General features: G+C 36.1%; 17 protein-coding genes. 3 read left to right on the forward strand and 14 right to left on the reverse strand.

What is annotated here, in order from left to right:
* Positions 1-6: 6 nt before the first annotated feature.
* Positions 7-2,646 (reverse strand): glycoside hydrolase family 3 C-terminal domain-containing protein, encoded by a 2,640-nt coding sequence (locus AC1B0Z_RS12620; RefSeq protein ID WP_483792401.1) that lies wholly within the window; start codon positions 2,644-2,646, stop codon positions 7-9.
* A 122-nt stretch (positions 2,647-2,768) separates the two neighbouring features.
* Positions 2,769-3,869: a DNA polymerase IV gene (gene dinB / locus AC1B0Z_RS12625; protein WP_483792402.1), complete on the reverse strand. Its 1,101-nt coding sequence runs from the start codon at positions 3,867-3,869 to the stop codon at positions 2,769-2,771.
* A gap of 66 nt (positions 3,870-3,935) precedes the next feature.
* Here dinB and AC1B0Z_RS12630 point away from each other — a divergent pair, with 66 nt between their 5' ends.
* Positions 3,936-4,409, forward strand: coding sequence for a CYTH domain-containing protein (locus AC1B0Z_RS12630; protein ID WP_483792403.1), 474 nt, complete (start codon positions 3,936-3,938; stop codon positions 4,407-4,409).
* Positions 4,406-4,966, forward strand: a complete 561-nt coding sequence (locus AC1B0Z_RS12635; RefSeq protein WP_483792404.1) for a YciI family protein — start codon at positions 4,406-4,408, stop codon at positions 4,964-4,966. The genes AC1B0Z_RS12630 and AC1B0Z_RS12635 overlap by 4 nt, the downstream gene beginning before the upstream one ends.
* Positions 4,967-4,968: 2 nt before the next feature.
* Here the strand turns inward: AC1B0Z_RS12635 and AC1B0Z_RS12640 are convergent, their stop codons facing one another.
* The 5 genes from AC1B0Z_RS12640 to AC1B0Z_RS12660 all read right to left on the reverse strand — a co-directional run bounded on the left by AC1B0Z_RS12640 (position 4,969) and on the right by AC1B0Z_RS12660 (position 15,366).
* On the reverse strand, positions 4,969-5,412 hold the full coding sequence (locus tag AC1B0Z_RS12640) for a hypothetical protein (protein WP_483792405.1): 444 nt from the start codon (positions 5,410-5,412) through the stop codon (positions 4,969-4,971).
* 56 nt (positions 5,413-5,468) lie between these two features.
* A complete protein-coding gene (pbpC, locus tag AC1B0Z_RS12645; RefSeq protein WP_483792406.1) occupies positions 5,469-7,820 on the reverse strand; it encodes a penicillin-binding protein 1C in 2,352 nt (783 codons plus the stop codon).
* Positions 7,821-7,851: 31 nt separating this feature from the next.
* Complete coding sequence (locus tag AC1B0Z_RS12650) at positions 7,852-8,751, reverse strand: SH3 domain-containing protein (RefSeq protein WP_483792407.1); 900 nt, start codon at positions 8,749-8,751, stop codon at positions 7,852-7,854.
* Positions 8,752-9,121: 370 nt separating this feature from the next.
* Positions 9,122-14,695 (reverse strand): alpha-2-macroglobulin family protein, encoded by a 5,574-nt coding sequence (locus tag AC1B0Z_RS12655; protein ID WP_483792408.1) that lies wholly within the window; start codon positions 14,693-14,695, stop codon positions 9,122-9,124.
* 158 nt (positions 14,696-14,853) lie between these two features.
* On the reverse strand, positions 14,854-15,366 hold the full coding sequence (locus tag AC1B0Z_RS12660; RefSeq protein ID WP_483792409.1) for an endonuclease domain-containing protein: 513 nt from the start codon (positions 15,364-15,366) through the stop codon (positions 14,854-14,856).
* 102 nt (positions 15,367-15,468) lie between these two features.
* Between AC1B0Z_RS12660 and AC1B0Z_RS12665 the strand changes: the two genes are divergently transcribed.
* Positions 15,469-15,972 (forward strand): CAP domain-containing protein, encoded by a 504-nt coding sequence (locus AC1B0Z_RS12665; protein ID WP_483792410.1) that lies wholly within the window; start codon positions 15,469-15,471, stop codon positions 15,970-15,972.
* Here AC1B0Z_RS12665 and AC1B0Z_RS12670 read toward each other — a convergent pair.
* The 7 genes from AC1B0Z_RS12670 to AC1B0Z_RS12700 all read right to left on the reverse strand — a co-directional run bounded on the left by AC1B0Z_RS12670 (position 15,969) and on the right by AC1B0Z_RS12700 (position 20,990).
* Entirely contained in the window at positions 15,969-16,634 is a 666-nt protein-coding gene (locus tag AC1B0Z_RS12670; RefSeq protein WP_483792411.1) for a DUF6090 family protein, read from the reverse strand. The two genes, AC1B0Z_RS12665 and AC1B0Z_RS12670, sit on opposite strands and share 4 nt — an antisense overlap.
* Positions 16,635-16,662: 28 nt before the next feature.
* Positions 16,663-17,454 carry a DUF6090 family protein gene (locus AC1B0Z_RS12675; RefSeq protein WP_483792412.1) on the reverse strand — a complete coding sequence of 264 codons (792 nt, stop codon included), beginning with the start codon at positions 17,452-17,454 and terminating at the stop codon, positions 16,663-16,665.
* Positions 17,455-17,514: 60 nt separating this feature from the next.
* The gene (locus AC1B0Z_RS12680; protein WP_483792413.1) at positions 17,515-18,033 is read right to left on the reverse strand and encodes a RidA family protein; all 519 of its coding nucleotides are present in this window, start codon (positions 18,031-18,033) and stop codon (positions 17,515-17,517) included.
* Positions 18,034-18,171: 138 nt separating this feature from the next.
* A complete protein-coding gene (locus AC1B0Z_RS12685; protein ID WP_483792414.1) occupies positions 18,172-18,924 on the reverse strand; it encodes a hypothetical protein in 753 nt (250 codons plus the stop codon).
* A gap of 20 nt (positions 18,925-18,944) precedes the next feature.
* Entirely contained in the window at positions 18,945-19,658 is a 714-nt protein-coding gene (locus AC1B0Z_RS12690) for a DUF6090 family protein (RefSeq protein WP_483792415.1), read from the reverse strand.
* A 184-nt stretch (positions 19,659-19,842) separates the two neighbouring features.
* A complete protein-coding gene (locus tag AC1B0Z_RS12695; protein WP_483792416.1) occupies positions 19,843-20,586 on the reverse strand; it encodes a DUF6090 family protein in 744 nt (247 codons plus the stop codon).
* A 29-nt stretch (positions 20,587-20,615) separates the two neighbouring features.
* Positions 20,616-20,990, reverse strand: coding sequence for an endonuclease domain-containing protein (locus AC1B0Z_RS12700; protein ID WP_483792417.1), 375 nt, complete (start codon positions 20,988-20,990; stop codon positions 20,616-20,618).
* Positions 20,991-21,009 lie beyond the last annotated feature (19 nt).

The raw sequence follows: 21,009 nt of genomic DNA on the forward strand, positions 1-21,009 counted from the left end.
CCATTTTTATCTCAGCACTATTTCGCTAGATAATACATTTGAACTTTTCTTCTCTACATCAGGCTGTCCGCCTCCTATACTGACCTGAAAATTACCAGGCGCTATTACTCGCTCATTTTTCTCATCTATGACGAGGAAGGTGTCAGCTGGCAAATTGAATGAAACGGTTGTTGTCTCTCCAGCAGGAATATTTATCCTTTTAAATGTTTTCAGGGATTTAAGTGGTACAGGCAAATCCGTGTCCAAACGCGTAACGTATACCTGAACGACTTCCTCCCCATCTAATTTGCTGGTATTGGTAATATCTACGGAAATAGGTACTTCTTCACCGATAGGTGCAGTTATAGGGATTTGAAAATTTGAGTAGCTAAAATTGCTATAGCTTAATCCATATCCAAAAGGATATAATGCCTCATCCTTAAAATATCGATAGGTCTGGTTCGTCATTTCATATTGCTCGAAGGGTGGAAGATCGTCAATGTTTTTATAGAAAGTGACGGGTAGTCTACCGGCAGGGTTGTAATCCCCGAATAGAATATCTGCGATTGCGGTACCACCTGCCTGTCCTGGGTACCATGCTTCTAAGATTGCTGGTATATTTTCATCTTCCCAATTGATTGCCAATGCACTACCATTCAATAAAACAAGAACGGTTGGCTTTCCTATCTTTTGTATTTCTTTTATTAACTCTTGTTGTGTTGTAGGTAGATTCAAATTAGTTCTATCCCCACCGCGAAACCCATCGATATGAATTTCCATTTCTTCACCTTCCATTCTAGCGGTAAGCCCCATGCAAAGCACGACGGCATCTGCATTTTTAGCCGTTTGTATTGCTTCCTCTAGTAAATTGGGTTTTGGTGTTGCCCAGACGAGTTGAACTTGCGCATCTGCGTATGACTCACCAGCCTCTACTTTTAATGCATAGGATTTGCCCGCTTCGAGGTATATCATTTCAGATTTATTAAGCCGGGGATCTCCGTATTCGTCACGGTAATGGTATTTTGTTTCGGCTATTACATCTCCATCAAGATAAAGGTGTGTATTACTGGTGCTGATTACACCGAGCGAATATTTTCCACTTATTGAAGGTTTTATCACACCTGTCCATCTGACTGCAAAATCATCATCATCAAGATCATCTCTAGGCGCCTTGTCATTCCAGTTGGCATCTAAGACCTTGACCAATTCCGTATACTTAGGTTCTCCTGAAATCGTATCATTATCAAAGTATGCAGCTTCTAATCCTGGCTTGCCTTTTTGGGTAAATAGCACTTCACTGGGAACGGTATAAAACATGGGCATTCCTTCTGCAAGCTCACAACCTTGGGCGAAGCTGACTTCGGCATTGGGAATTTTGGCTTTTATGCCCTCATAGGGGGTGATAGGATTACTGGGAACCCCATTATAGTTTCCGAGTAACATGAGCCATTGGTCGGCATTCGGCCCTATAACAGCAAGCTTTTTCAGGTTTTTACTGAAGGGTAAGGTTTGGTTTTCATTCTTTAGCAAGACCATTGATTTCTGGGCTGCCTTTAGTGCCAATTCTTGGTGCGATTTACTATCTACCTTTTCATATGGAATGTTGGCATATGGAACCTTTTCTACAGGGTCGAACATGCCAAGTTTCATTCGCGCGAGAAACAATCGCTTCACCGCGACATCTATTTCTTCTACTGTGATAAGTCCCTGTTCGACAGCTTTAATAAGATGAAGATATATACCTTCACCCAAGTCACAATTTAGGTCGCATCCTGATTTTACCGCTAGTGCCGAAGCCTCAGCAGCATTAGAGACCAACTTATGGTCAGCAAAGATGTCTTCTATGGCACCGCAGTCTGATACGATGAAGCCATCAAAATCAAATTCTTTTCTAAGAATCTGTGTCATTAGCCTATTACTGCCACAACATGCCTCACCATTGTATCTATTATATGCACACATTGCTGAGTAGGCATGACCCTCCTTGATGGCCATTTCAAATTGGGGAAGGTAGGTTTCCCATAGGTCTCTTTCATTTGTCGTTGCATCAAAAATATGTCTTTCTGGTTCTGGCCCGTTGTGCACAGCAAAGTGCTTAACGGTTGCTACGGTTTTCAAGTACTTGTCATTATCTCCCTGCAGACCTTTGACAAACTGGACAGCCATTTTCCCTGTCAGGTATGGATCTTCGCCGTAGGTTTCTTGTCCTCGACCCCATCTCGGATCTCTGAAGATATTGATGTTAGGGGACCAAAGTGTCAGTCCCTGATAAAGTGCTCTTTTATCTCTAGTAACAAAATTATGGTGTTTCGCTCTCGCCTCGTCTGATATCACAGAAGCTACGTTGTACATGTGCTCTTGATCCCAGGTGGCACCCAGCCCAATGGCTTGAGGAAAAACAGTAGCAAGGCCTGCTCTCGCTACCCCATGCAAGGCTTCACTCCACCAGTTGTATTCAGGAATGCCCAGTCGGTCGATGGCAGGGGAGCCATTGACCATTTGGGATACTTTTTCTTCAAGGGTCATTCTAGAGACCAAATCCTCTGTTCGCTCTTCGAAAGAAAGGGCGGTGTCCATATAGGGCAGAACCTCTTTTTGTTCACATGAAAGCATAAAAAAACTGCTCAGTACTACTATCAAATATTGTGCTACCCAATGTTTTATCATGGTTTTTATGACTTAAATTAGATTGTCAATATAAGAAAGAAATATAGCAATTCTCAGAACAATTAAATAATATGAACCCAATTGTAACTAGCAATAATTTGTATTTAATAATGTTTGTCTCTTTAAAACCCAAACCTCAACTGCACACTTACCGTTTTTTTTTCAACAGGCTTGTCCTTTTTCTCAGTATTCAAATTAGATAGGGAAATACCCAACAAACGCACCGAATTATTTAATGCTTCTTGATATAATAAATCTTTTGCAGTTTCTAAAACAACACTTTTATCACTGATGTAATAGGGCAAGGTTTTGCTTCGGGTTTGCAACGTAAAATCACTATACTTAATTTTTAAGGTGACTGTTTTTCCAGCTACGTTGCTTTTGGCTAATCTTCTGGAAACCTCTTCAGCAATATGCTCTAGCTTTTCCAACATAAAAATTTCAGAAGATAGGTTTTCACTAAATGTACGTTCTGCAGCTAAACTTTTTCTTGTGCGATGTGGCTTAACTTCACTGTTATGAATTCCTCTAACAATATGATAATAATAGGCTCCAGATTTTCCAAAATGTTGTTCTAGGTATTCCAAGGATTTTTGCTTTAAATCCATTCCAGTAAAGATGCCTTTTTGGTACATTTTTTCAGCAGTAACTTTCCCAACACCATAAAATTTTCGAATATCCAACTGTTCCAAAAACGCTAAAACCGCTTCGGGATTTACGGTTTTTTGCCCGTTAGGTTTGTTATAATCACTGGCAACTTTTGCCACAAATTTATTGATGGAAATACCTGCTGAAGCTGTTAATCCAACCTCATTAAAAATACGTTCCCGAATTTCCTTGGCAATTAACGATGCACTTGGGTTGCCCTTTTTATTATTGGTAACGTCTAAATACGCTTCATCCAGCGATAAAGGCTCCACCAAATCGGTATAATCAAAAAAAATCTTCCGAATTTGTTTAGAAATCTCCGAATAGCGTTCAAAATTAGCTCTTACAAAAATAAGATTAGGGCACAGTTTAGCCGCCAAAGTCCCAGCCATAGCGCTTTTTACTCCAAACTTACGCGCTTCGTAACTTGCAGCACTAACAACGCCCCGTTTTCCGCCTCCACCAACTGCAATGGGTTTTCCCTTTAACTCAGGGTTATCCATTTGCTCCACAGAGGCGTAAAACGCGTCCATATCCACATGAATTATTTTGCGTATTGGTAAATCGGCAGACATACTGTAAATTTATAAATTCCTGCGGAGGCAGGAATCTCATAAAAGTTAAAAGACGATATTTATTTTATGATAGAAATTGAACGGAAATTCTTGGTAAATTCTACTGCTTTTAAAAGTGAAGCAAAGACAAAAACGAGAATCACTCAAGGGTTTTTAAATACCCATGCAGAAAGAACTGTAAGGGTAAGAGTGAAAGGAGAAAAAGGATTTTTAACAGTTAAAGGAAAATCTACGGATGATGGTTTAAGCCGTTTTGAATGGGAAACTGAAATCAAAAAAGAAGAGGCGGAGACACTTTTAAAACTCTGTGAGCCAACAATTATCGATAAAATTCGTTATGAAATACAAATAGGAAATCATGTATTTGAAGTAGACGAGTTTTTAGGGGAAAATGAGGGATTGATTATAGCAGAAGTAGAGTTAAACTCTGAAAATGAGGTTTTTGAAAAACCCAATTGGCTAGGAGAAGAGGTCACTGGACACATACAATACTATAATTCGCAACTAAGTAAACAATCCTATAAAACTTGGGCATCATGAAAAAAACGACAATCATTTACATCATCGCAATTCTAACAATTTTAAGTTGCAAGGACACTACAAAGACATCTGCTGTTGAGATAGAAGAAACTCCCGAAATTGAGGAAACGATAAAAACTAATGTGGAGACAGAAATAGATAATACAGAAGTAGAGGATGAACCAGTAAAAACCACCAAACAATTAAAACAAGAGCTTACCTCAAAAGGATTCAAGATTTTTGATTATGTGGATGAAAAAACAAAGGACACTGTAATAATGCAGCAATATTTTATAGCCTTTTTAAGGCGAGGTCCTATTCGTGGACAAAACGAGGAGGAAGCGGCCGACTTGCAAAAACAGCATTTAGCGCACCTAGGAAAAATGTATGAGATGGGATACGCCGATATTTCTGGGCCTTTTGGTGATGATGGCGATATTCGTGGCATTACCATCTACAATGTGCCCACTCTAAAAATGGCAGATAGTTTAGCAAATGCCGACCCAATGGTGAAAGCTGGACGTTTGGAAATTGAAATACATCCTTGGTGGGCTGCCAAAGGTTTTTCTTTGAGGTAAACCTATTTAATGACGGTAATAAGAAAGCCTTCAAAATTATTTAAGGCCTTATTTACGCCATTGTAAGTTACAAAATTTAGTTTACTAATGTTCACAGAGCATGGAGCTTCCGTTATTTCATTACTTACATTCATTACAAGTGTGTCTGTAATAGTATCAGACAATTTAATTTCAAAAGAGTTATTACCCTGATTACCATATACTACCATAACAATTAGGTCACCCCGATTAGGAATATTTTGAACAGGATTAATCATCGAGTAACCATTAGAATCGGTTATAATAATTTCACTAGGTTTAAATGTATTGTTCGATATTAAATTATTGTCATCAGAATCAATAATTTCAATAAATAGATATTGAACAAAAGGGTCTCCTTCACATTTGTTATCTTCTTCGCAAGATAATAAGCATAGTAAACATAATAAGGATAAAAGTAATCTCATGAAATATTTTTATAAAGATGTGATTTATTGAAAAAGGTTGCTTTAAATTCATACGATTATTTTATAACCTCAATCCTCCGCTTCGCCTCATTCCCAAATTCATCTACAACGGTAATAATATGCTCGCCTGTTTTAGGTTTAATCCCTAATTCGTGAATATCTTTTGTTGCACCAATAAAGTGTTCATCAACATGCCAAAATACAGCGCTTTCAGGTTTTGGATGGGCAATTTTCAGAATTAAATCATTGGTTTCGCCATCAAAATCTTTGGGGAGAAAAATCGTATTATTGGCTTTTGGATATATAAATTCTATGGAAACATTGTTTCCCCCCAAACAATCTTCCCTGAATTTAGGCAAAGGCTTATAAAACGGATTCTTGGTTTTGTAGTAATGTGCCATCAAAGGTGGCAATACAAACCACGATTTATGTGTGATGTTTGATAAATCTTCGCAAGAGGCGTTTACCTGATAGGTTTCACTTTGATTAAGATGAGCCAACTTATGAAACGGACAAGGTTTGGTTTTTAAACCACTATTTTGAACATATTTGTTTTCTGTAACATCACAATCTGGTGAAGCCCGATATCCACTCAATTTGCAAATAGACACTTCTTGCATTTCATCAAAAGGCTTTTCAAACCATTCGCTATTGGACAAAATACCAAACACATCAAAAAGAATAGGGGCAGCAGTTTGCACACCAACTAACCCTGGGCGCCCTTCGCCATCGGCATTCCCAACCCAAACACCAACAACGTAATCTTTAGTGGTGCCGATAGCCCAAGCATCCCGAAAACCAAAACTTGTTCCTGTTTTCCAAGCAATTTGTTTCGAGCTATCGAAAAATTCCCAACTTTCATCACTTTCAGGTCGGTTTACTTCTTTCAAGCTTTCATACGTTAAATAGATAGAAGCAGCATCGAATAGGGTTTTTTCTGAGGTTTTAGTGCCAAAATCGACAGGTGTATTTGCTAAAAAAGTGGGTTCGCAAAATTCATTCTTAAAATATTCACTGGAAGTTTCGGTAAAATGATTTAATGTTGAAGACATGGCCGCATAACTTTTGCATAAATCCCAAAGGTTGCTTTCGGCACCTCCAAGAGCCAATGAGAGACCGTAATGATTCGCTGAGTATTTCAAATCTTTAAGGTGTAATTGTTTTAAATAATGATGAAATCTATCTAACCCAAATTGTTGTAGCATTCTAACGGCAGGAACATTTAAAGATTTAGCCAATGCTTTACTGGCTGGAACAGCGCCTTCATTGGTTTTATCGTAATTTTCAGGGTTGTAACTTCCAAATTGTGTTGGTACATCTGGGATCAAAGTATTTGGCAGTAAATCGCCGCTATCCAACATGGCAGCATACAAAAATGGCTTTAAAATACTACCTGTACTTCTCGGTTTATCAATAATATCAACTCGGTTTTGATGCGTTTTATCGGTAGGTGTATTACCGACATAGGCCAATACTTTTCGTGTGTGCACATCTAAAACCAATACTGCAGCATTATATATTTCATTCTGACTTAACTGATGATAATGTGTTTTTACAATTTGATTTACCTGTTCCTGAAAGGCCTTATCAATGGTAGTTTTAACAAATTCGCCTTTATTCGTTTTTGCCACTTTTTGTAATAAATGTGGTGAAATTTGAGGTAATGGATAGGGTTTTTGAGGTAAGGTTTCTGCAATTGAAAGCTCGTATGTTAAGGTATCAATGATAGCGTTAGCCAAGAGTTTTTTTAGAAGTCGATTTCGTTTTTTCAACAATTGTTCTTGGCGTTTTCCAGGATAAATTAAACTAGGAGCATTAGGTAATACCGCCAAAGTTGTACTTTCAGCCCAAGATAAATCATTAGGATTCCTATTAAAATAACGCCATGATGCAGCGTCCAATCCTACCACATTGCCTCCAAAAGGAGCGTTACTCGAGTAGTAGGCTAAAATTTGGTCTTTGGATGCTCGTAATTCTAGTCGCGTCGCCAAAACAAGCTCTTTTAGTTTTTCAAAATAGGTTCGTTTTTGTCCCTTTCTGGATAGACGAATGACTTGTTGTGTTAAGGTACTTCCACCACGTTTTACAGCGCCTGATTTTAAATTATCACGAAGTGCTTTGTAAATTGAAATTGGATTGAATCCTGGATGTTTATAAAAATATTCGTCTTCAAACTGAATAATACAGGTTTTAAACTTATTTGGAATATTATCGTTATGAGGAAATCGCCATTGCCCATCATCGGCTATTTTAGCTCCTAAGAGGTCATTCGTAACACTTGTAATTACAGTGGCTGTAGGGTCTTTGAAGAGCTGTTTTGGTAAGCAAAAATAATAGGCTACACAAAGTATGGTTAAGATTAAAAATCTTACCTTTCTTTTTTTTATATAGCCTATTATGCTTTGCATTTTAAAAACCTAAACAAGGTTGTAATATAAACTACTGATTATACCCAACCGATATCACTTCTTGATTTACCACAGGAACATCAAAAGCAACCAGCTTCTCCACTGTCTTATCATCCATAGTCTTAAAAACCACCTTAAAACAAATGTTGCTCATCACAATTTTAGAACCACCATTATTGACTTTTTTGTTGTTCTTAACCGCATTATACCAAGCATCGCCACAATGTGCTTTAACACTGTTTTTAAAGTCATTCAAATCCACATCAATAAATTTGGCAGAAGCTTTATTACTATAGGAAATCGTTTCAAATACAGTAGATTTTTGCACCGATATTAAAGGCTCCCAAGCAGAATAGAATATTTTCCAATCGTCCAAATGACATTGCGTTCCCTCTGAAGAAACCAAAACACTATTCTCATATCTCTGAAACACTTTAATGTCCTTATATTTTGAATGATGTCGTATTCTAATTGTTTTGTTTTCAAGGGTTTCTCCAAATTCAATAAAAGCATCCACCATGTCAGAATCATGAACAGAAACTTGAGGATTACCAATAATTTCGGCACTCAAATCACTAAACTCCATTTTAAAATCTTCAAAATCAATACTAAATCGTTTTTCGAGCTTTTTATCCGTTAAAAACCCGTTAAACACGTAACCCGTTCTACTATTATATAAATCATCCGTACAGGTTACTTTTACCCATTCCCCAGAAATAATGTCGTTATTATCTCTAACATCAAGTTTTAAATTGGTGCGTTCGGTGACTTTCAAAGCAGTGCCATACAACAATTTATCCACGTGTTTTGAACCTGGATTAGGGGTTTCTCTTAAAAATAAGCCGTTATCGGCGTTTACGTATCTAATTTCTTGTGCGTTAGCCATATTGAATCCTATCAATAGTGCTATCATATAAATATATTTTGTCATTTTTTTACATTTTTATGTTACCAATCGTGTATGTATTTTGGGCGTTCCCTTCGCTCATACCTACAAGGTTTTTTAGAAACCTTGCAGGATCGCTACGGTCGGGCTTTACGTTTCAAGTCCTCGCTCCGCCTAAGGGCTTCGCTGTGGGCTTTCCACTGCAATCCCTAACGCGGGCGTATCTGCCAATTCTGAGTTTAACTTCATAAGAAGGTTAAAGTCAGCAAACGTCTCTTTCTCAAAAATTTGAAAATTACACTCAGATTTTCAGGAGTTTAGATTCTGAATTATACTTCAACTACACTTCTACTTCGCTCAGTGTCCTCGTTCAGAGTATCAGTTCAGAATAACAAAATACACACCTTCAGTAACGTTATTTACTTACTGTTATCCATTGCCCTTTAGTTCTCACTAAAAAGTCGTTATCATACATAGCCTCCGCCTGAATTCCCGGTAAATAGTAATTGCCTAAATAACTCGCATTAAGCATTACCGAGAATGTTTTGGTGCTATTGGAATTTCCACTTTTGCTTAAGTCAAAATAGAAATTCACCCGGTCGTCTCTAATATCTGTATAGCGCGCTTTATTAGAGGTTGTGGTTCCAAACGCTGTAAATCGGGTATTTACAATTTCCCATCCCGAAGGGAAAATTTGTGTCAGCGCCACATCATTTATGTTGTAGTTTTTCATGTTGCTTACACTAACCGTGGCCACAAAATCCTGACCTTGCATTAGTTTAGAAACATCAATTGTATTGCCTTGTAAATCTTTGTATTGTACCGAAACACTTAAACCTCGTTTTTCAACCAGTTCCTGCCCAAGCGGTAACCTTCCAGAGTTCAACACACGAACGTACACTACATTATTTTCTTTGTTATTTAAGGTTATAGTATTTGCACCATCTACAATGTTCAATTGTCTTTGTGCAATTGCGTTTTTAGTATCAATACTTTCAGAAGAGCCGTTTATGCTATAATTCACTTTTAAAGCTTTTCCTCCATTAGCATTTACCAGTTTCGCCATGGCCAACAAACTGTAGGCTGTGGTTTGTGTACTCATCCATCTGTCGCTTGACAAGTCTTTAGCAATGGTTTCTGCCAACTCGCGTGTTTTAGGGTTTTTAGTTAACACCATAGTTTCTAGAGCCATGGCTCGGTTTCTATCCACCGAACCATAGGTGTAATAGTTATAGCGATGCGATTTAAACTCAACATTAGCCGTTTGCGACAATTGGTCGCTAGCCTCTTTTTGTCCTGCCAGAGCATAAGCAGCAGCCAATCGCCATTTAGCTTCGTTGGAAATTTCACTGAATTCTCTTAAACGGTTCATGCTTGCTAAATCTGGACTACCGGCCAAAGCCAATGTGTATAAGCGATATGCCTGAGCCAAATCAGAATTATAATGCCTGTAACTCGGTCGCCAATTTCTAGCGGTTTGTTTTTGGTATTTCAGCCAATTGCTCTTAAAGGTTAATGGCAAAACGTAACCTTTCTTTTCGGCCTCAATCATAAAATGTCCAGCGTAACTTGTACCCCAATCGTTGGCATTGTTTTCTCCCATCCAATAGCTCAAACCTCCGTGTGGTCTTTGAAAACGCCCTAAACGTTTAATACCTTTTTCTACATTATCACGTATGTTCTTTTTCTTATCAAAGGTTAGATCAAAAATATCTTCTAGAAATAACTGTGGAAATACGCTTGATGTGGTTTGCTCCACGCAACCATGCGGATACCGAATCAAATATTCCAATCGTCTCGTAAAATCCATTGGAGGCAAGGTTGAAAACTCCACTGTTGCCGAATTTGTACCTGCCACACCAAACGTTGAAAAACTCAACGTTTCAGAAGCATTCGCAGTCAACGTTTCATCAATAGATTTTGAAGTGATAGGGTTGGTATTTACCACATCCAATTCTACTTTGTATTTCGAGGTTTCACCATGTCCTGAGGCGATGACTTCAACGGTATTGATGCCTTTGGCTTTACTTACATCCAATTCAAAATAAGCCATTTGCTCATCGGGTTTTGCAAAACTTAAGGTCTTTTTGGTGTTACCAACAATGGAAATACCATCACTTAATTTTAAGCTGATGTTTACGTTTTTCACCTTAGGTTCCATAGCAAAAACAGTAACGGGTAAGGTAACTTTTTCACCTGGACTTAATTTCCGCGGAAGCGTTGCTAAAACCATTAAAGGTTTTTTAACGGGTACGGTTTTGTCTGTGCTTCCGTAAGCTTCATTTGTATTATTTCCAGCAACCACCATAGTTCTCACTGAGCCTATATAATTTGGCAATTTTATTTGGTGGGTTTTGGTTTTTCCAGTTTCCAATTTAAATGGACCTAAATAAGTCACCACTGGTTTAAAACGGTTTGCTTTTTTGTTTTTTCCACCTGTTGCACTTCCATCGCCACCAATAGCAAACACTTGATCGATACTTCCAGAATAAGCTCCAATAATATCATCAAAAACATCCCAAGTTTTTACACCTAAAGCTTCTCGTTTGTAAAATTCGTTCCATGCATTTGGGGTTTTAAATCGGGTTAAATCCAACAAGCCTTCTTCTACCATGGCGATAGTGTAGGTCATGGGTTTATCGTTTTTTTCAGAAACTTTAACTTCAAACATTTGTTCAGGCTTCAATTTATCGGGCATCTGTAATTCTGGATGCAACTTGGTGCTTGGATTTTCCACCATAATAGGTATGACACCGTATAAGCGAATGGGTAAATCATTGGCGGTAATAGCATGTGGTTGCAATAGCGAAATATTCACAAATACATTGGGTGCCATTTCTTTTGTGATAGGAACATCAACTACGGTTTCACCTTTTGATGTTTTTACCCATTTGTGATCCAGCACTTCCGTGCCATTTTCAATGCTTACTAACGCGCGACCTTCACTTCCAGAAGCAAAGGTGATCTTAGCAGTTTCGCCTACACTATAATTTTCCTTATCTGCAGAAAACACTAACATTTTAGCGGCCTCTTTGTCGCTGGATGGTGCTTTTTGCCACCAGTTTTTATAGAAATAGGCGGTACGTCCTGTAGCATGATCACTTACGGGATCCACTATGCGAATGAGATAACGTCCACGGTCTTCGTCAGGAATTTTTATGTCGAAATTTGCCTTACCATTCGCATCGGTATTCACCTTATGGGATTTAAAAGGGCGATGGTAACTGCTCGACACATAGCTTGCTAAGTCATCGTAAGTCGAATTCCACCACCAGCGCCATTCAACTTTGTATATTTTAACTTCAAGATTATTGCGCTGTATGGGTTTGCCGTTTTTGTCAACCACTACTATATCAAAGGTTTGTTTTTCATCTGTAAAAAAGGAGCCATAGGCATTGCCTTTAGGCGATCGCAACCCAACAAAAGCATCATAAGGCGCATATTTTTTGGTAAAGGCATCTAAAGAGAAATCGCCTCCATTTTCAAAGGCTCTAACCAAAAACTGAACGTTTAGCATGCCTGGAGCATTCTTACCTATGTTAAGTTTTTTATTAATTGTAGCTAAGCCTTCATCATTTACCTTCCCTTCAAATACATTGGTTTCTTCCGTTTGAAATTTGCGTGTTGGGTCGTTAAACGTATAGTTTTTGTAGTTTTCAAAAGCGGTATATACTGAACTAAATTTCGCCTTAACTTCAGCTTTCAAGTTTTTTCCAGGCGCACCGTGTAACCATGTTATATCCAAATCGCCGTTGAGAGGTTTAGTACTTGAAAGAATGTCATCATCAAAATCAATCTTAATTTTTAAACGGTTAGGTTTTACTGTTTCAATTTTTAGGCCTTTGTTAAAAGTTGCGCCACCTACAGAAACCTTGGCATTGTAATTTCCAGTTTTATCCTCAGTGGACGTTGGCACTGTGAATTTGTAAAAATTGTTGAGGTTATCGGAAGTGACGTTTTTATAAACCAATTTTCCATTGGGGTCGGTAATTTCTAACTTTATAGGATGCCGTTTTGGAAGTGGATTTGCATTATCATTCAACATAAAAGTTAAATGCAACGTATCTCCAGGTCGCCAAACTCCACGTTCTCCATATAAATAACCTTTTAATCCGCGTTGCAGTCGATGTCCAGACACATCAAACTTACTTAGGGATAACGAGTTCCCATCTTGTAACTTTACATAAGTAGTATTATTTCCTTTAGAAATAATGGCGAAATTGGCGTGTTTATCGGCATCAATGGTGGTTAACCCTTGAGCATCCGTAGATCTAGATGTTAATTCCTGTTGTTGGAAATTGTACAGCGAAACCTTTGCATTGGCTTCGGGTTCTGTGTTTAAAATGTTGGTTACAGCAAAGTAATAGGAGTTATTGCCACCTCGTTTTGCGATAACCCCTAAGTTAGAGGCCAACAAATTTTGTGACACAATTTTACGCTCGTTATAATACGCATCATGACAAGGGTTTTGCTCTTCACGCCAATTGTACGTGTAGTTTTTATAGCGATACAAAAGGTTATCCCAATACTGTTCTTCGCGTAAATCTTCGTCTTCTGCGGCTACATCCTCGTAACTATCGTCATAGTATTCTTCTTCATAATAGTCATCATAATCATCATTTTCGGCATTTGAGATTCCAGTATTGGCTTCACAATCATATAAAGAATAAGGTCTGTCAAAACTCAATTCAATACGATAAATAGCGCCCGCATCAGCTTGAAAAAACTTTGATAAATCGATGCTGTAGGCTTTCCATTTTCCTGTATTTTCAGAAGCGGTTTGTAGCTGAATGGTTTGTTTTGCAATACGTCGGCCTACCTTTTTAATATCGTATCGGTTATTGCTATTTAAGTTGTTGTCCTGCAAAAACTGAAGTACGTTATCTTCAAAAATTTTAATCACTCGAACATCTACTGCACTCAAATTAACAGCTTCAAAATTGAACTTCAATTCCTGAGAATTTGGTAAAATAGTACCGTTGCTAATCAAACGCACTTGAGGCTTCAATTCTTCAAAAGCAATAGTTTCAGAGAAAGGTGTTTTCAATTTATAACCTTCATCATTTTTGATGCCTTGAAACACATCCACTTGAATGTTGCCCACCAATTTACTGTCTGGATATACTTTTAAAAGATTGCCTTCAACGATAAATCTCGGATTTTTTACCTTTTGAATGGACACCAATCCATCAAAATTTTGTTGTTTTTTAAGGGGGTCTGAGAAGTTAATGGATAGATATTGCTCTGGAGCTTGTACTACTTCAGTATCCACAATCGTGAAATGATTACGCCCTGGAATGTTCACAGTATTTTCCCCTTCATTATCTGCTTTAATAGCTTTTCCATTCCATTTTACTAAAATTTTACTGTCGTCCACCAAGCGATGAATGCTATCAATTTTGAATTCAAAGTGTTTCGAACTTTTATTTAATTCGTTAAAAACGACTGCTAAATTTTTTCCATTTTGAGAAGCTTCAACCAAGGTTTTAGCATCTTCAAGTGTAATGACATCCGCAGATTTTATAACACCTTCTAAATATTGCCACTCCTTGCTATACGATTGTAAACTGTTGGTAAGTACATTAAAACTTGGGGTAATCGTTTTAAACTGAAAGGTGTAATTCTCAAAACCCTTGGGCATGTTCTTGTAAATATCAGTAAGCTTAACTATAACGGTGTACTCCGTATCTGGTTCTAAATGCTCATCTGGAGTAAATACGAGGGTATGTTTGTTGGCTACCTTTAATGTGCCTTCAACATGGGGTTTTATGGAAACAATATCGTCTGTGATTTCCTGACCCATTTCCCAACCTTCAACGTCGTTCGCTAAATTAATTTGAATTGGACTCGCTACGGATGTCACTCCAGAGGTGGTGTAACTTACATAATCCCTAAACTTGAAGATATTATCGGTTTCTACTACTTTCTTTTTACAGGAAGTTGCTAGAGCAATTATGAATGCTATAACAAGGAGTTTGTTGAATGACATGAAGAAGATATTTAAATGAACAAAATAGCGAAAAAACGAAAGCGTAGGTAGAATCTCGTTAATTTAATTACGTTGAAGTTTTAAGGTTTAGCCTTGTGAGAAATGTTAAATATGTCTTAAGGTTTTTTAATTTTTAGTTTAGGAGAAGAACCCACCCCTTAATCCCCTCCCGAGAGGGGAAACGAATGCGTATATGTGGACTGCATTAAATAAATTATGAGTTTGAGTATTCCCCTCCTTGGAGGGGTTAGGGGGTGGGTTTGTAAAACCTCCATCATTTTTTCAATTTCTGAAACTACCCTACCTAAATTGTTTTCAATATCTAAACTATTAAACCTAAGAAAAGTTACCCCAAATGACTCCAGACGTTTCTGGCGAATACTGTCCTTTTCTTGCTGTCCTTCTTCAAAATGAATAGAACCATCAATTTCAATAGCTAGTTGTAAATCTTTACAATAAAAATCTACAATATATTGATCAATTGGTATTTGTCTACTAAATCTGAGACCCAAGGTTTTTCCTTTTATTTCTCTCCAAAGTGCAACTTCACTAAGTGTCATATTGTTTCTTATTTGTTTTGCGAGTGGCACTAAATTTTGGTTATATGGTATGATTTTTCTTTTCATTACAACAATAAACCTTTCTTCAGAATTAAATTTAATCAAATTCATCGATGAATGGTTAATTTCTTACTAAGTTGATTGATTTTCTAAAATTTTTTCATCTCTAAATCGTTGATACTTGTATATTTCAACGCCCAATCTACTTTAGTTATGACAAATTTTCGATTAAAATCCTACGCAATCCTGTTCTGCCTTGTATTGATAGCAACCTTTACATCTTGTTCGAAAGATGAGGTTTCAGATGAGGAAATGGAGCAATTAGAAGCGCTTTCTGTGGCTGAAGAAATTCTTCAGATTGTAAATGTCCATAGAGCTAGTATTGGCATGAATGCTTTAGAATTTAACGCTTTGGCAAATGATTTGGCCTACGAGCATACCTTATATATGATTGACCAGCGTGATATTAGTCATGATGACTTTGATGACCGTTCAGATCGTTTAATAGCAGAAGAAGATGCATCAAGAACAGGTGAAAATGTGGCTTATGGACAACGAGATGCCGAAGCTGTAATGGAGGCTTGGTTAAACAGTTCAGGTCATCGTAAAAATATTGAAGGCGATTTTACGCATATTGGTATAGGTGTTATAAAAAATAGTTCTGGAAGATATTATTTTACCCAGTTGTTTTTAAAGAAAAGAAACGCTGGCGTCTAGGGTTTTAAACGCTTAATAATTAAGGAATCTACTTTTTTTGCTTGAGTTAAGGTTTGATTAAACTGATATGTTGTTTCACTCTCGAAACCAGATATGAGCGCCAATTTATTTCTAAAACCTAAAGATTTTATGTTTTTGAGTGTCTTTATTTCAAAAGCATTAAAGTCTATATCATTCTCTAAAAAATCATAAAGATATTTTATTTTGTAGTCTAACGCTTTAACAGAGACTGTTGCCAAATCTTCTTGAAATGCCTGAAGTTTGGTAAGTTCTTTATTCAGTTTTGATGTTTGGGTACTTTGCCGTTCAATATAGTTTTTTAAGTTGCTTTGTGTAAAGGTGTAAGCAGTAAGTCTCAGTACCCTCTCAAGATATGAAGTTACACTATCTTTTTGTTTATCTAAATCTTCCGTTTTTAAAAAGGCATTAAAATCATCAATAATTTGGGGGATTTGGTTTCTGTATTTAACGTCCTCCTTCAAAAAGGCAATACTAATTTGGTTTTCTTCTTTTAATTTTTGAAGCATTATTTTATCATTATTAAACGCCTTCCTGTTTTCATTCCAATTGTTGATACCAAGAGCTATTAAAATTCCAATAACCACCAGAATAATTTCACCAACGGCATATTTAAGATAGGCGTTTGTTTTATTTTCACTCATAAGATTGTAGCGTATTTTTCGGAAGAATTTAATCATCTTTTATGTTGGCTTCTATTAAACTTAAAGTTTTTTGTAAAAACTGCATTATAGTATTTTCGTTTACGGTAACATAAGATTGATTCATATAATAATCAAACAGCATGTTATCAACTTCTAGGTTAGACAAAAAATCTACGTAATTTTCTTTCGGAACTTCTATAGGTTGTATAATAATATCGCGTTTGTAATCAGACCTGTTCATTGAAGCATCTGCATTTCGCATTGGTATGAACTTGTAAAATATTATAGGTAAATTGTTTACCCAATATTCTCTTCTAACAATAATGTCTTCTTTGTAGTCGTTAAGTTCTCCGGTCCACTGGTTTAGGGCATATTTTAATTTAGAATCTCTAATAAGTTCTAAATTGCCAGAAGATATAATATCATTCATAACACCAAGTCGTGCATCAAATGTGGCGTAATTATACATTTGCCCTAGCAAACTATCAATAGTTTTTGTGTTAAATGCGTTTGTATGGTCAAAATTCATTAGCGCAACAATGGCATTTAAACATCCTTCATTTAAGGCATGGTCAAATTCGAGTTCTTTTATATTTTGTTTGAATTCTTCTCTTAAACTCAAAAGAACTTGTTGTTCTTTTTCAATATCTTTTTGGTTTTCATTCCAATTATTAATCTGAAGCGCAATCAATATCCCAATAACAACAAGCACAATTTCGCCAATAGCATAAAGCATGTACTTTGAAAACTTGTTTCCTGCCTTGACGGCAGGCAGGTCAGAAAGTAGTTTTTGGCGGATTTTTCTAAAGAAATTAATCATAAAGTACTGTATATAAGTTCATAATCTGCTGTACTCACGCTTTTATTAGGCACTGATATTTTATTCCGATTTATGCACTTCAAGTTCAATTTCAACCATAAACTCAGGTAATGCTAATCCCTTTACTTCAAGCCAAGAACCAGTTGGAAATCCGCTTTTATAAATTTCTGCTCTGTACGCTGATTTTTCCAGCATTTGCCCCATATCAGTTGTAAAAATGTCTTCCTTTACAACATCGTTAAATGTACAGCCATAGTGTTTTAGTATTTTTTCTAAATCGGCATAACAGTTCTTCATTTGCTGTTCTATATCACCAACGGCTGTTGGGTTACCTTGATCATCCATACTTACAGCTCCAGAAATTTTAATGCTATTGCCAATTTTTACAGCATGAGAGTATCCATAGGCTTTTTCTACCTCTGGACGCAGGAGAAAATATTCAGGTTTTTCGGATTTAGTAATGACTTCTTTTTCTATTTCTTTCGTTTCTTTTTTTTGTGATTGGTTACAACTCAGGCAAATAAATGTTAACACCAGAAGCGTTGCGAATAAATTCAATAGGTTACTTGTTTTTTTCATAATATATTATGTTTTGTGCCTAGTTTCTCGGGTTTCGGCTTTCCCGTTTGGTTTTGTTTTATACGTGAGCTACAGACATGTCGGAAGCGTTTAATCATTGGTTATAATGAAGCGCACGTTGTTGTGCTTTCATAATTTTTAATTATAGTTTTCTATTGCCGTTAACAATTCATTTCCAACGATTACTTGTTCTTCATAAAAGCCTGTGAGTTCTGCTGTGAACAAAAAACCTCTATATAAAATTGATAACACAATATCATTTCCTTTGTGTTCGGTCAATGTATCTGTATAGTTACCTAGGGCTTCTCTCATTTTCTGGTTTGGTCTTTTTTCAAGTTCCAACCACCTTGAAAAGAAACCGCTTTTGTGCAATTCCAAATCCAAATCGTTAGCCCATACTTGTAAACTTGTTTCCTCAAATATTACCTTATCAACTGAATTATAATACTTATATATCAATTCTTCTATTTTAGAGTCGTCAAGATGTTGTAAATATCCAGAGTTTTTTAAAGATTCAAACCCACTACGATTAAAATTCAAAGGTTGTTCTATTATCATTGCAAATACAGCATTGGTGATTTTTTGTTGGTCACTCCAGTCTTTTTTCGAAATCAATTCCGTAGCCTCTGCACACAATTTTGACTGTTGCGTCCTTGTCTCAATCATAGATTCTGCGACTTTAATATCGCTTTTTACATTTATTGCGATTTTATCCAAGTAATTCTTGAGGGCTTTTTTTTCGTTTTTGGTTTGATTTTGGTTGTTTACTTGTAATGCAATCAAAATCCCTATTACGACAAGTATTATTTCGCCAATGGCATAAATTAAATACTTACTGAATTTGTTTTCAGAGAGCAATCGCTGTCGTATTAGTCTAAAGAACTTAATCATACTTTTAGGATTTTATCAAATCAATTACAGTTTTTAGCCTTTAATAATTTTATAGGCTCTTGTATTTCTTGTTGTAAACTAGAGAAAAATACCTTTTGCCTTATTTGCATCCCTAAAATAAAAACAAGATTGTCTTGAAATTGTATAAAATAGGGATGTTCTGGGTTGTTTACCCAATTAATGTTTGGCAAGAAAGAAATAATTTCCTCTCCAAGTTCTTTTTTCACATACTCCAAATCTTGAAATCCCAATTCAGTTATCAGGTCAAAATTTGCATATCTCTTAAGCACTTCATTTCTATTTTCCGATAAATTATTTAAAGTATTGTTTAAAAATGTGTTATGCTCAATAAGTCTGTTTTTTAAATTAATATCTTTCAACACTTTTAACTGCCCTGATGAGGTTAAATCTTCAAAAACAATAGTGCTTGGTACAAAAACGTCTTGTCTTATAGCTGCTACAAATTTGTTAAGGATTGTGCTTCTATCATTTGGTAAGGTATTTAAATCTAAAATTAGCGCTTTTGTTAGTTCTATTTTGTTGGTTAGTAGCTCATAATTTTCATTTATAAGCTTCTCATTAAGCTCAAAGTCATCTAACATTCTACAATAATAATCAGCTTCTGTTGTTCTATTTTTTCGGTCTTCATTCCAATTATTAATTTGAAGTGCTATCAAAATTCCAATGACTACAAGGACTATTTCCCCAATGGCGTATTTAAAATACTTTCCCATTTTATTTTGTTTCAGGAGTGATTTTCTAATATGTCTAAAAAACTTAATCATAGTATTCGGGTTTTCTCCTCTTGGTAGGGGATTATGGGGTGGGTATTGCTAGTATTTTGGCAAAAACCCACCCCCAGCCCCTCCGATGAGGGGAGGTTTTGGTGGTGTATGTGTTGAAAGCATTTAATCATGCCTATGATTTTAGATTGTTTTCAATTAAATCTAGCAAACGTTTTATTTCTTCGGTAGTGGTATCTAAAAGTTCATTATGATTATCCATATTTGCAATCATAATAAAAAAATGCGCATAAGCTTGTGTATCACTATGTACATTAGTTTCTGAAATATCATGTAAATGAGAATCGTGTTTCATCAATTGTTTCATCAATTGTCTGTTGGTTATTTTGGGCATAATATAATCTACAAATTGGCGTGTTTGCTCTTTAATACGCTCTTGGGTACTATTCACAAAATCTCTTTTATAATAGAGTGAAAGGTCTTTTCTTAACTCCATATTAGTAATAAGGTCAATATTTTCTGAGGCTATCATATTTTCAAAAGCAATTTTGTTAGGTTCAAAAACATTATGTTCAGCCATTACATACATATAATCAATAATTTTAGGCAAATATTTTTCAGGATTAGAAGACTGTTCTAGCACTATAAGGGTTGAGTCTATATAAGAAGCTTTTTTAATATTAAATTCTTTTGTTTCTTTTATGCTTTCTAAATCATTGTTTAGGCTAACTCTAAGTTGTTTTAGATAGACTTGCTCTTTGGACTTCAATAATCGCTTGGTATTCCAGTCATTTACCTGAAGCGCTAAAAGAATACCAATCATAACTAAGATGATTTCGCCAATGGCGTATTTTATATATTTTCCCATTTTGCCTTCTGAGAGTAAATTTTGGCGAATTTTTCTAAAGAATTTGGTCATAAGGTTTGGTGTTTCCCTCCTTGGAGGGGTTAGGGGTGGGTTTTCAATTTATAAATAGTTTCTTCAATTTCATAAATCACCCAGCTTAAATTATTTTTAACATCTAAATCACTAAATCTAATAACAGTAACACCGAAAGCTTCTAAACGTTTTTGGCGAACAGCATCTTTTTCTTGTTGACCTTCTTTAAAATGAACGGCACCGTCAACTTCAATAGCTAACATAAGGTCTTTACAATAAAAGGCCACAATAAATTTATCAATTGGTGTTTGTCTACTAAATCTAACCTTCAATTTTTTGTTTTTTATCTCTCGCCATAGCGCTATTTCGCCTAAAGTCATATTATTACGAAGCGTTTTAGCTAATGGAACTAAATCTGGATTATATGGTATTATTTTTCGCATAAATATAGTTTAACCCACC

This window comes from Hyunsoonleella sp. J2K-J805 (assembly GCF_057167125.1).

Excerpts from the sequence above, each read along its gene's own strand:
- AC1B0Z_RS12620 (WP_483792401.1), bottom strand. The coding sequence starts at position 2,646 with ATGATAAAACATTGGGTAGCACAATATTTGATAGTAGTACTGAGCAGT.
- AC1B0Z_RS12675 (WP_483792412.1), bottom strand. The coding sequence starts at position 17,454 with ATGATTAATTTCTTTAGAAAAATCCGCCAAAAACTACTTTCTGACCTG.
- AC1B0Z_RS12650 (WP_483792407.1), bottom strand. The coding sequence starts at position 8,751 with ATGACAAAATATATTTATATGATAGCACTATTGATAGGATTCAATATG.
- AC1B0Z_RS12665 (WP_483792410.1), top strand. The coding sequence starts at position 15,469 with ATGACAAATTTTCGATTAAAATCCTACGCAATCCTGTTCTGCCTTGTA.
- AC1B0Z_RS12685 (WP_483792414.1), bottom strand. The coding sequence starts at position 18,924 with ATGATTAAGTTCTTTAGACTAATACGACAGCGATTGCTCTCTGAAAAC.
- AC1B0Z_RS12660 (WP_483792409.1), bottom strand. The coding sequence starts at position 15,366 with ATGAATTTGATTAAATTTAATTCTGAAGAAAGGTTTATTGTTGTAATG.
- AC1B0Z_RS12700 (WP_483792417.1), bottom strand. The coding sequence starts at position 20,990 with ATGCGAAAAATAATACCATATAATCCAGATTTAGTTCCATTAGCTAAA.
- AC1B0Z_RS12640 (WP_483792405.1), bottom strand. The coding sequence starts at position 5,412 with ATGAGATTACTTTTATCCTTATTATGTTTACTATGCTTATTATCTTGC.
- AC1B0Z_RS12630 (WP_483792403.1), top strand. The coding sequence starts at position 3,936 with ATGATAGAAATTGAACGGAAATTCTTGGTAAATTCTACTGCTTTTAAA.
- pbpC (WP_483792406.1), bottom strand. The coding sequence starts at position 7,820 with ATGCAAAGCATAATAGGCTATATAAAAAAAAGAAAGGTAAGATTTTTA.
- AC1B0Z_RS12670 (WP_483792411.1), bottom strand. The coding sequence starts at position 16,634 with ATGAGTGAAAATAAAACAAACGCCTATCTTAAATATGCCGTTGGTGAA.
- dinB (WP_483792402.1), bottom strand. The coding sequence starts at position 3,869 with ATGTCTGCCGATTTACCAATACGCAAAATAATTCATGTGGATATGGAC.
- AC1B0Z_RS12695 (WP_483792416.1), bottom strand. The coding sequence starts at position 20,586 with ATGACCAAATTCTTTAGAAAAATTCGCCAAAATTTACTCTCAGAAGGC.
- AC1B0Z_RS12655 (WP_483792408.1), bottom strand. The coding sequence starts at position 14,695 with ATGTCATTCAACAAACTCCTTGTTATAGCATTCATAATTGCTCTAGCA.
- AC1B0Z_RS12690 (WP_483792415.1), bottom strand. The coding sequence starts at position 19,658 with ATGGGAAAGTATTTTAAATACGCCATTGGGGAAATAGTCCTTGTAGTC.
- AC1B0Z_RS12680 (WP_483792413.1), bottom strand. The coding sequence starts at position 18,033 with ATGAAAAAAACAAGTAACCTATTGAATTTATTCGCAACGCTTCTGGTG.
- AC1B0Z_RS12635 (WP_483792404.1), top strand. The coding sequence starts at position 4,406 with ATGAAAAAAACGACAATCATTTACATCATCGCAATTCTAACAATTTTA.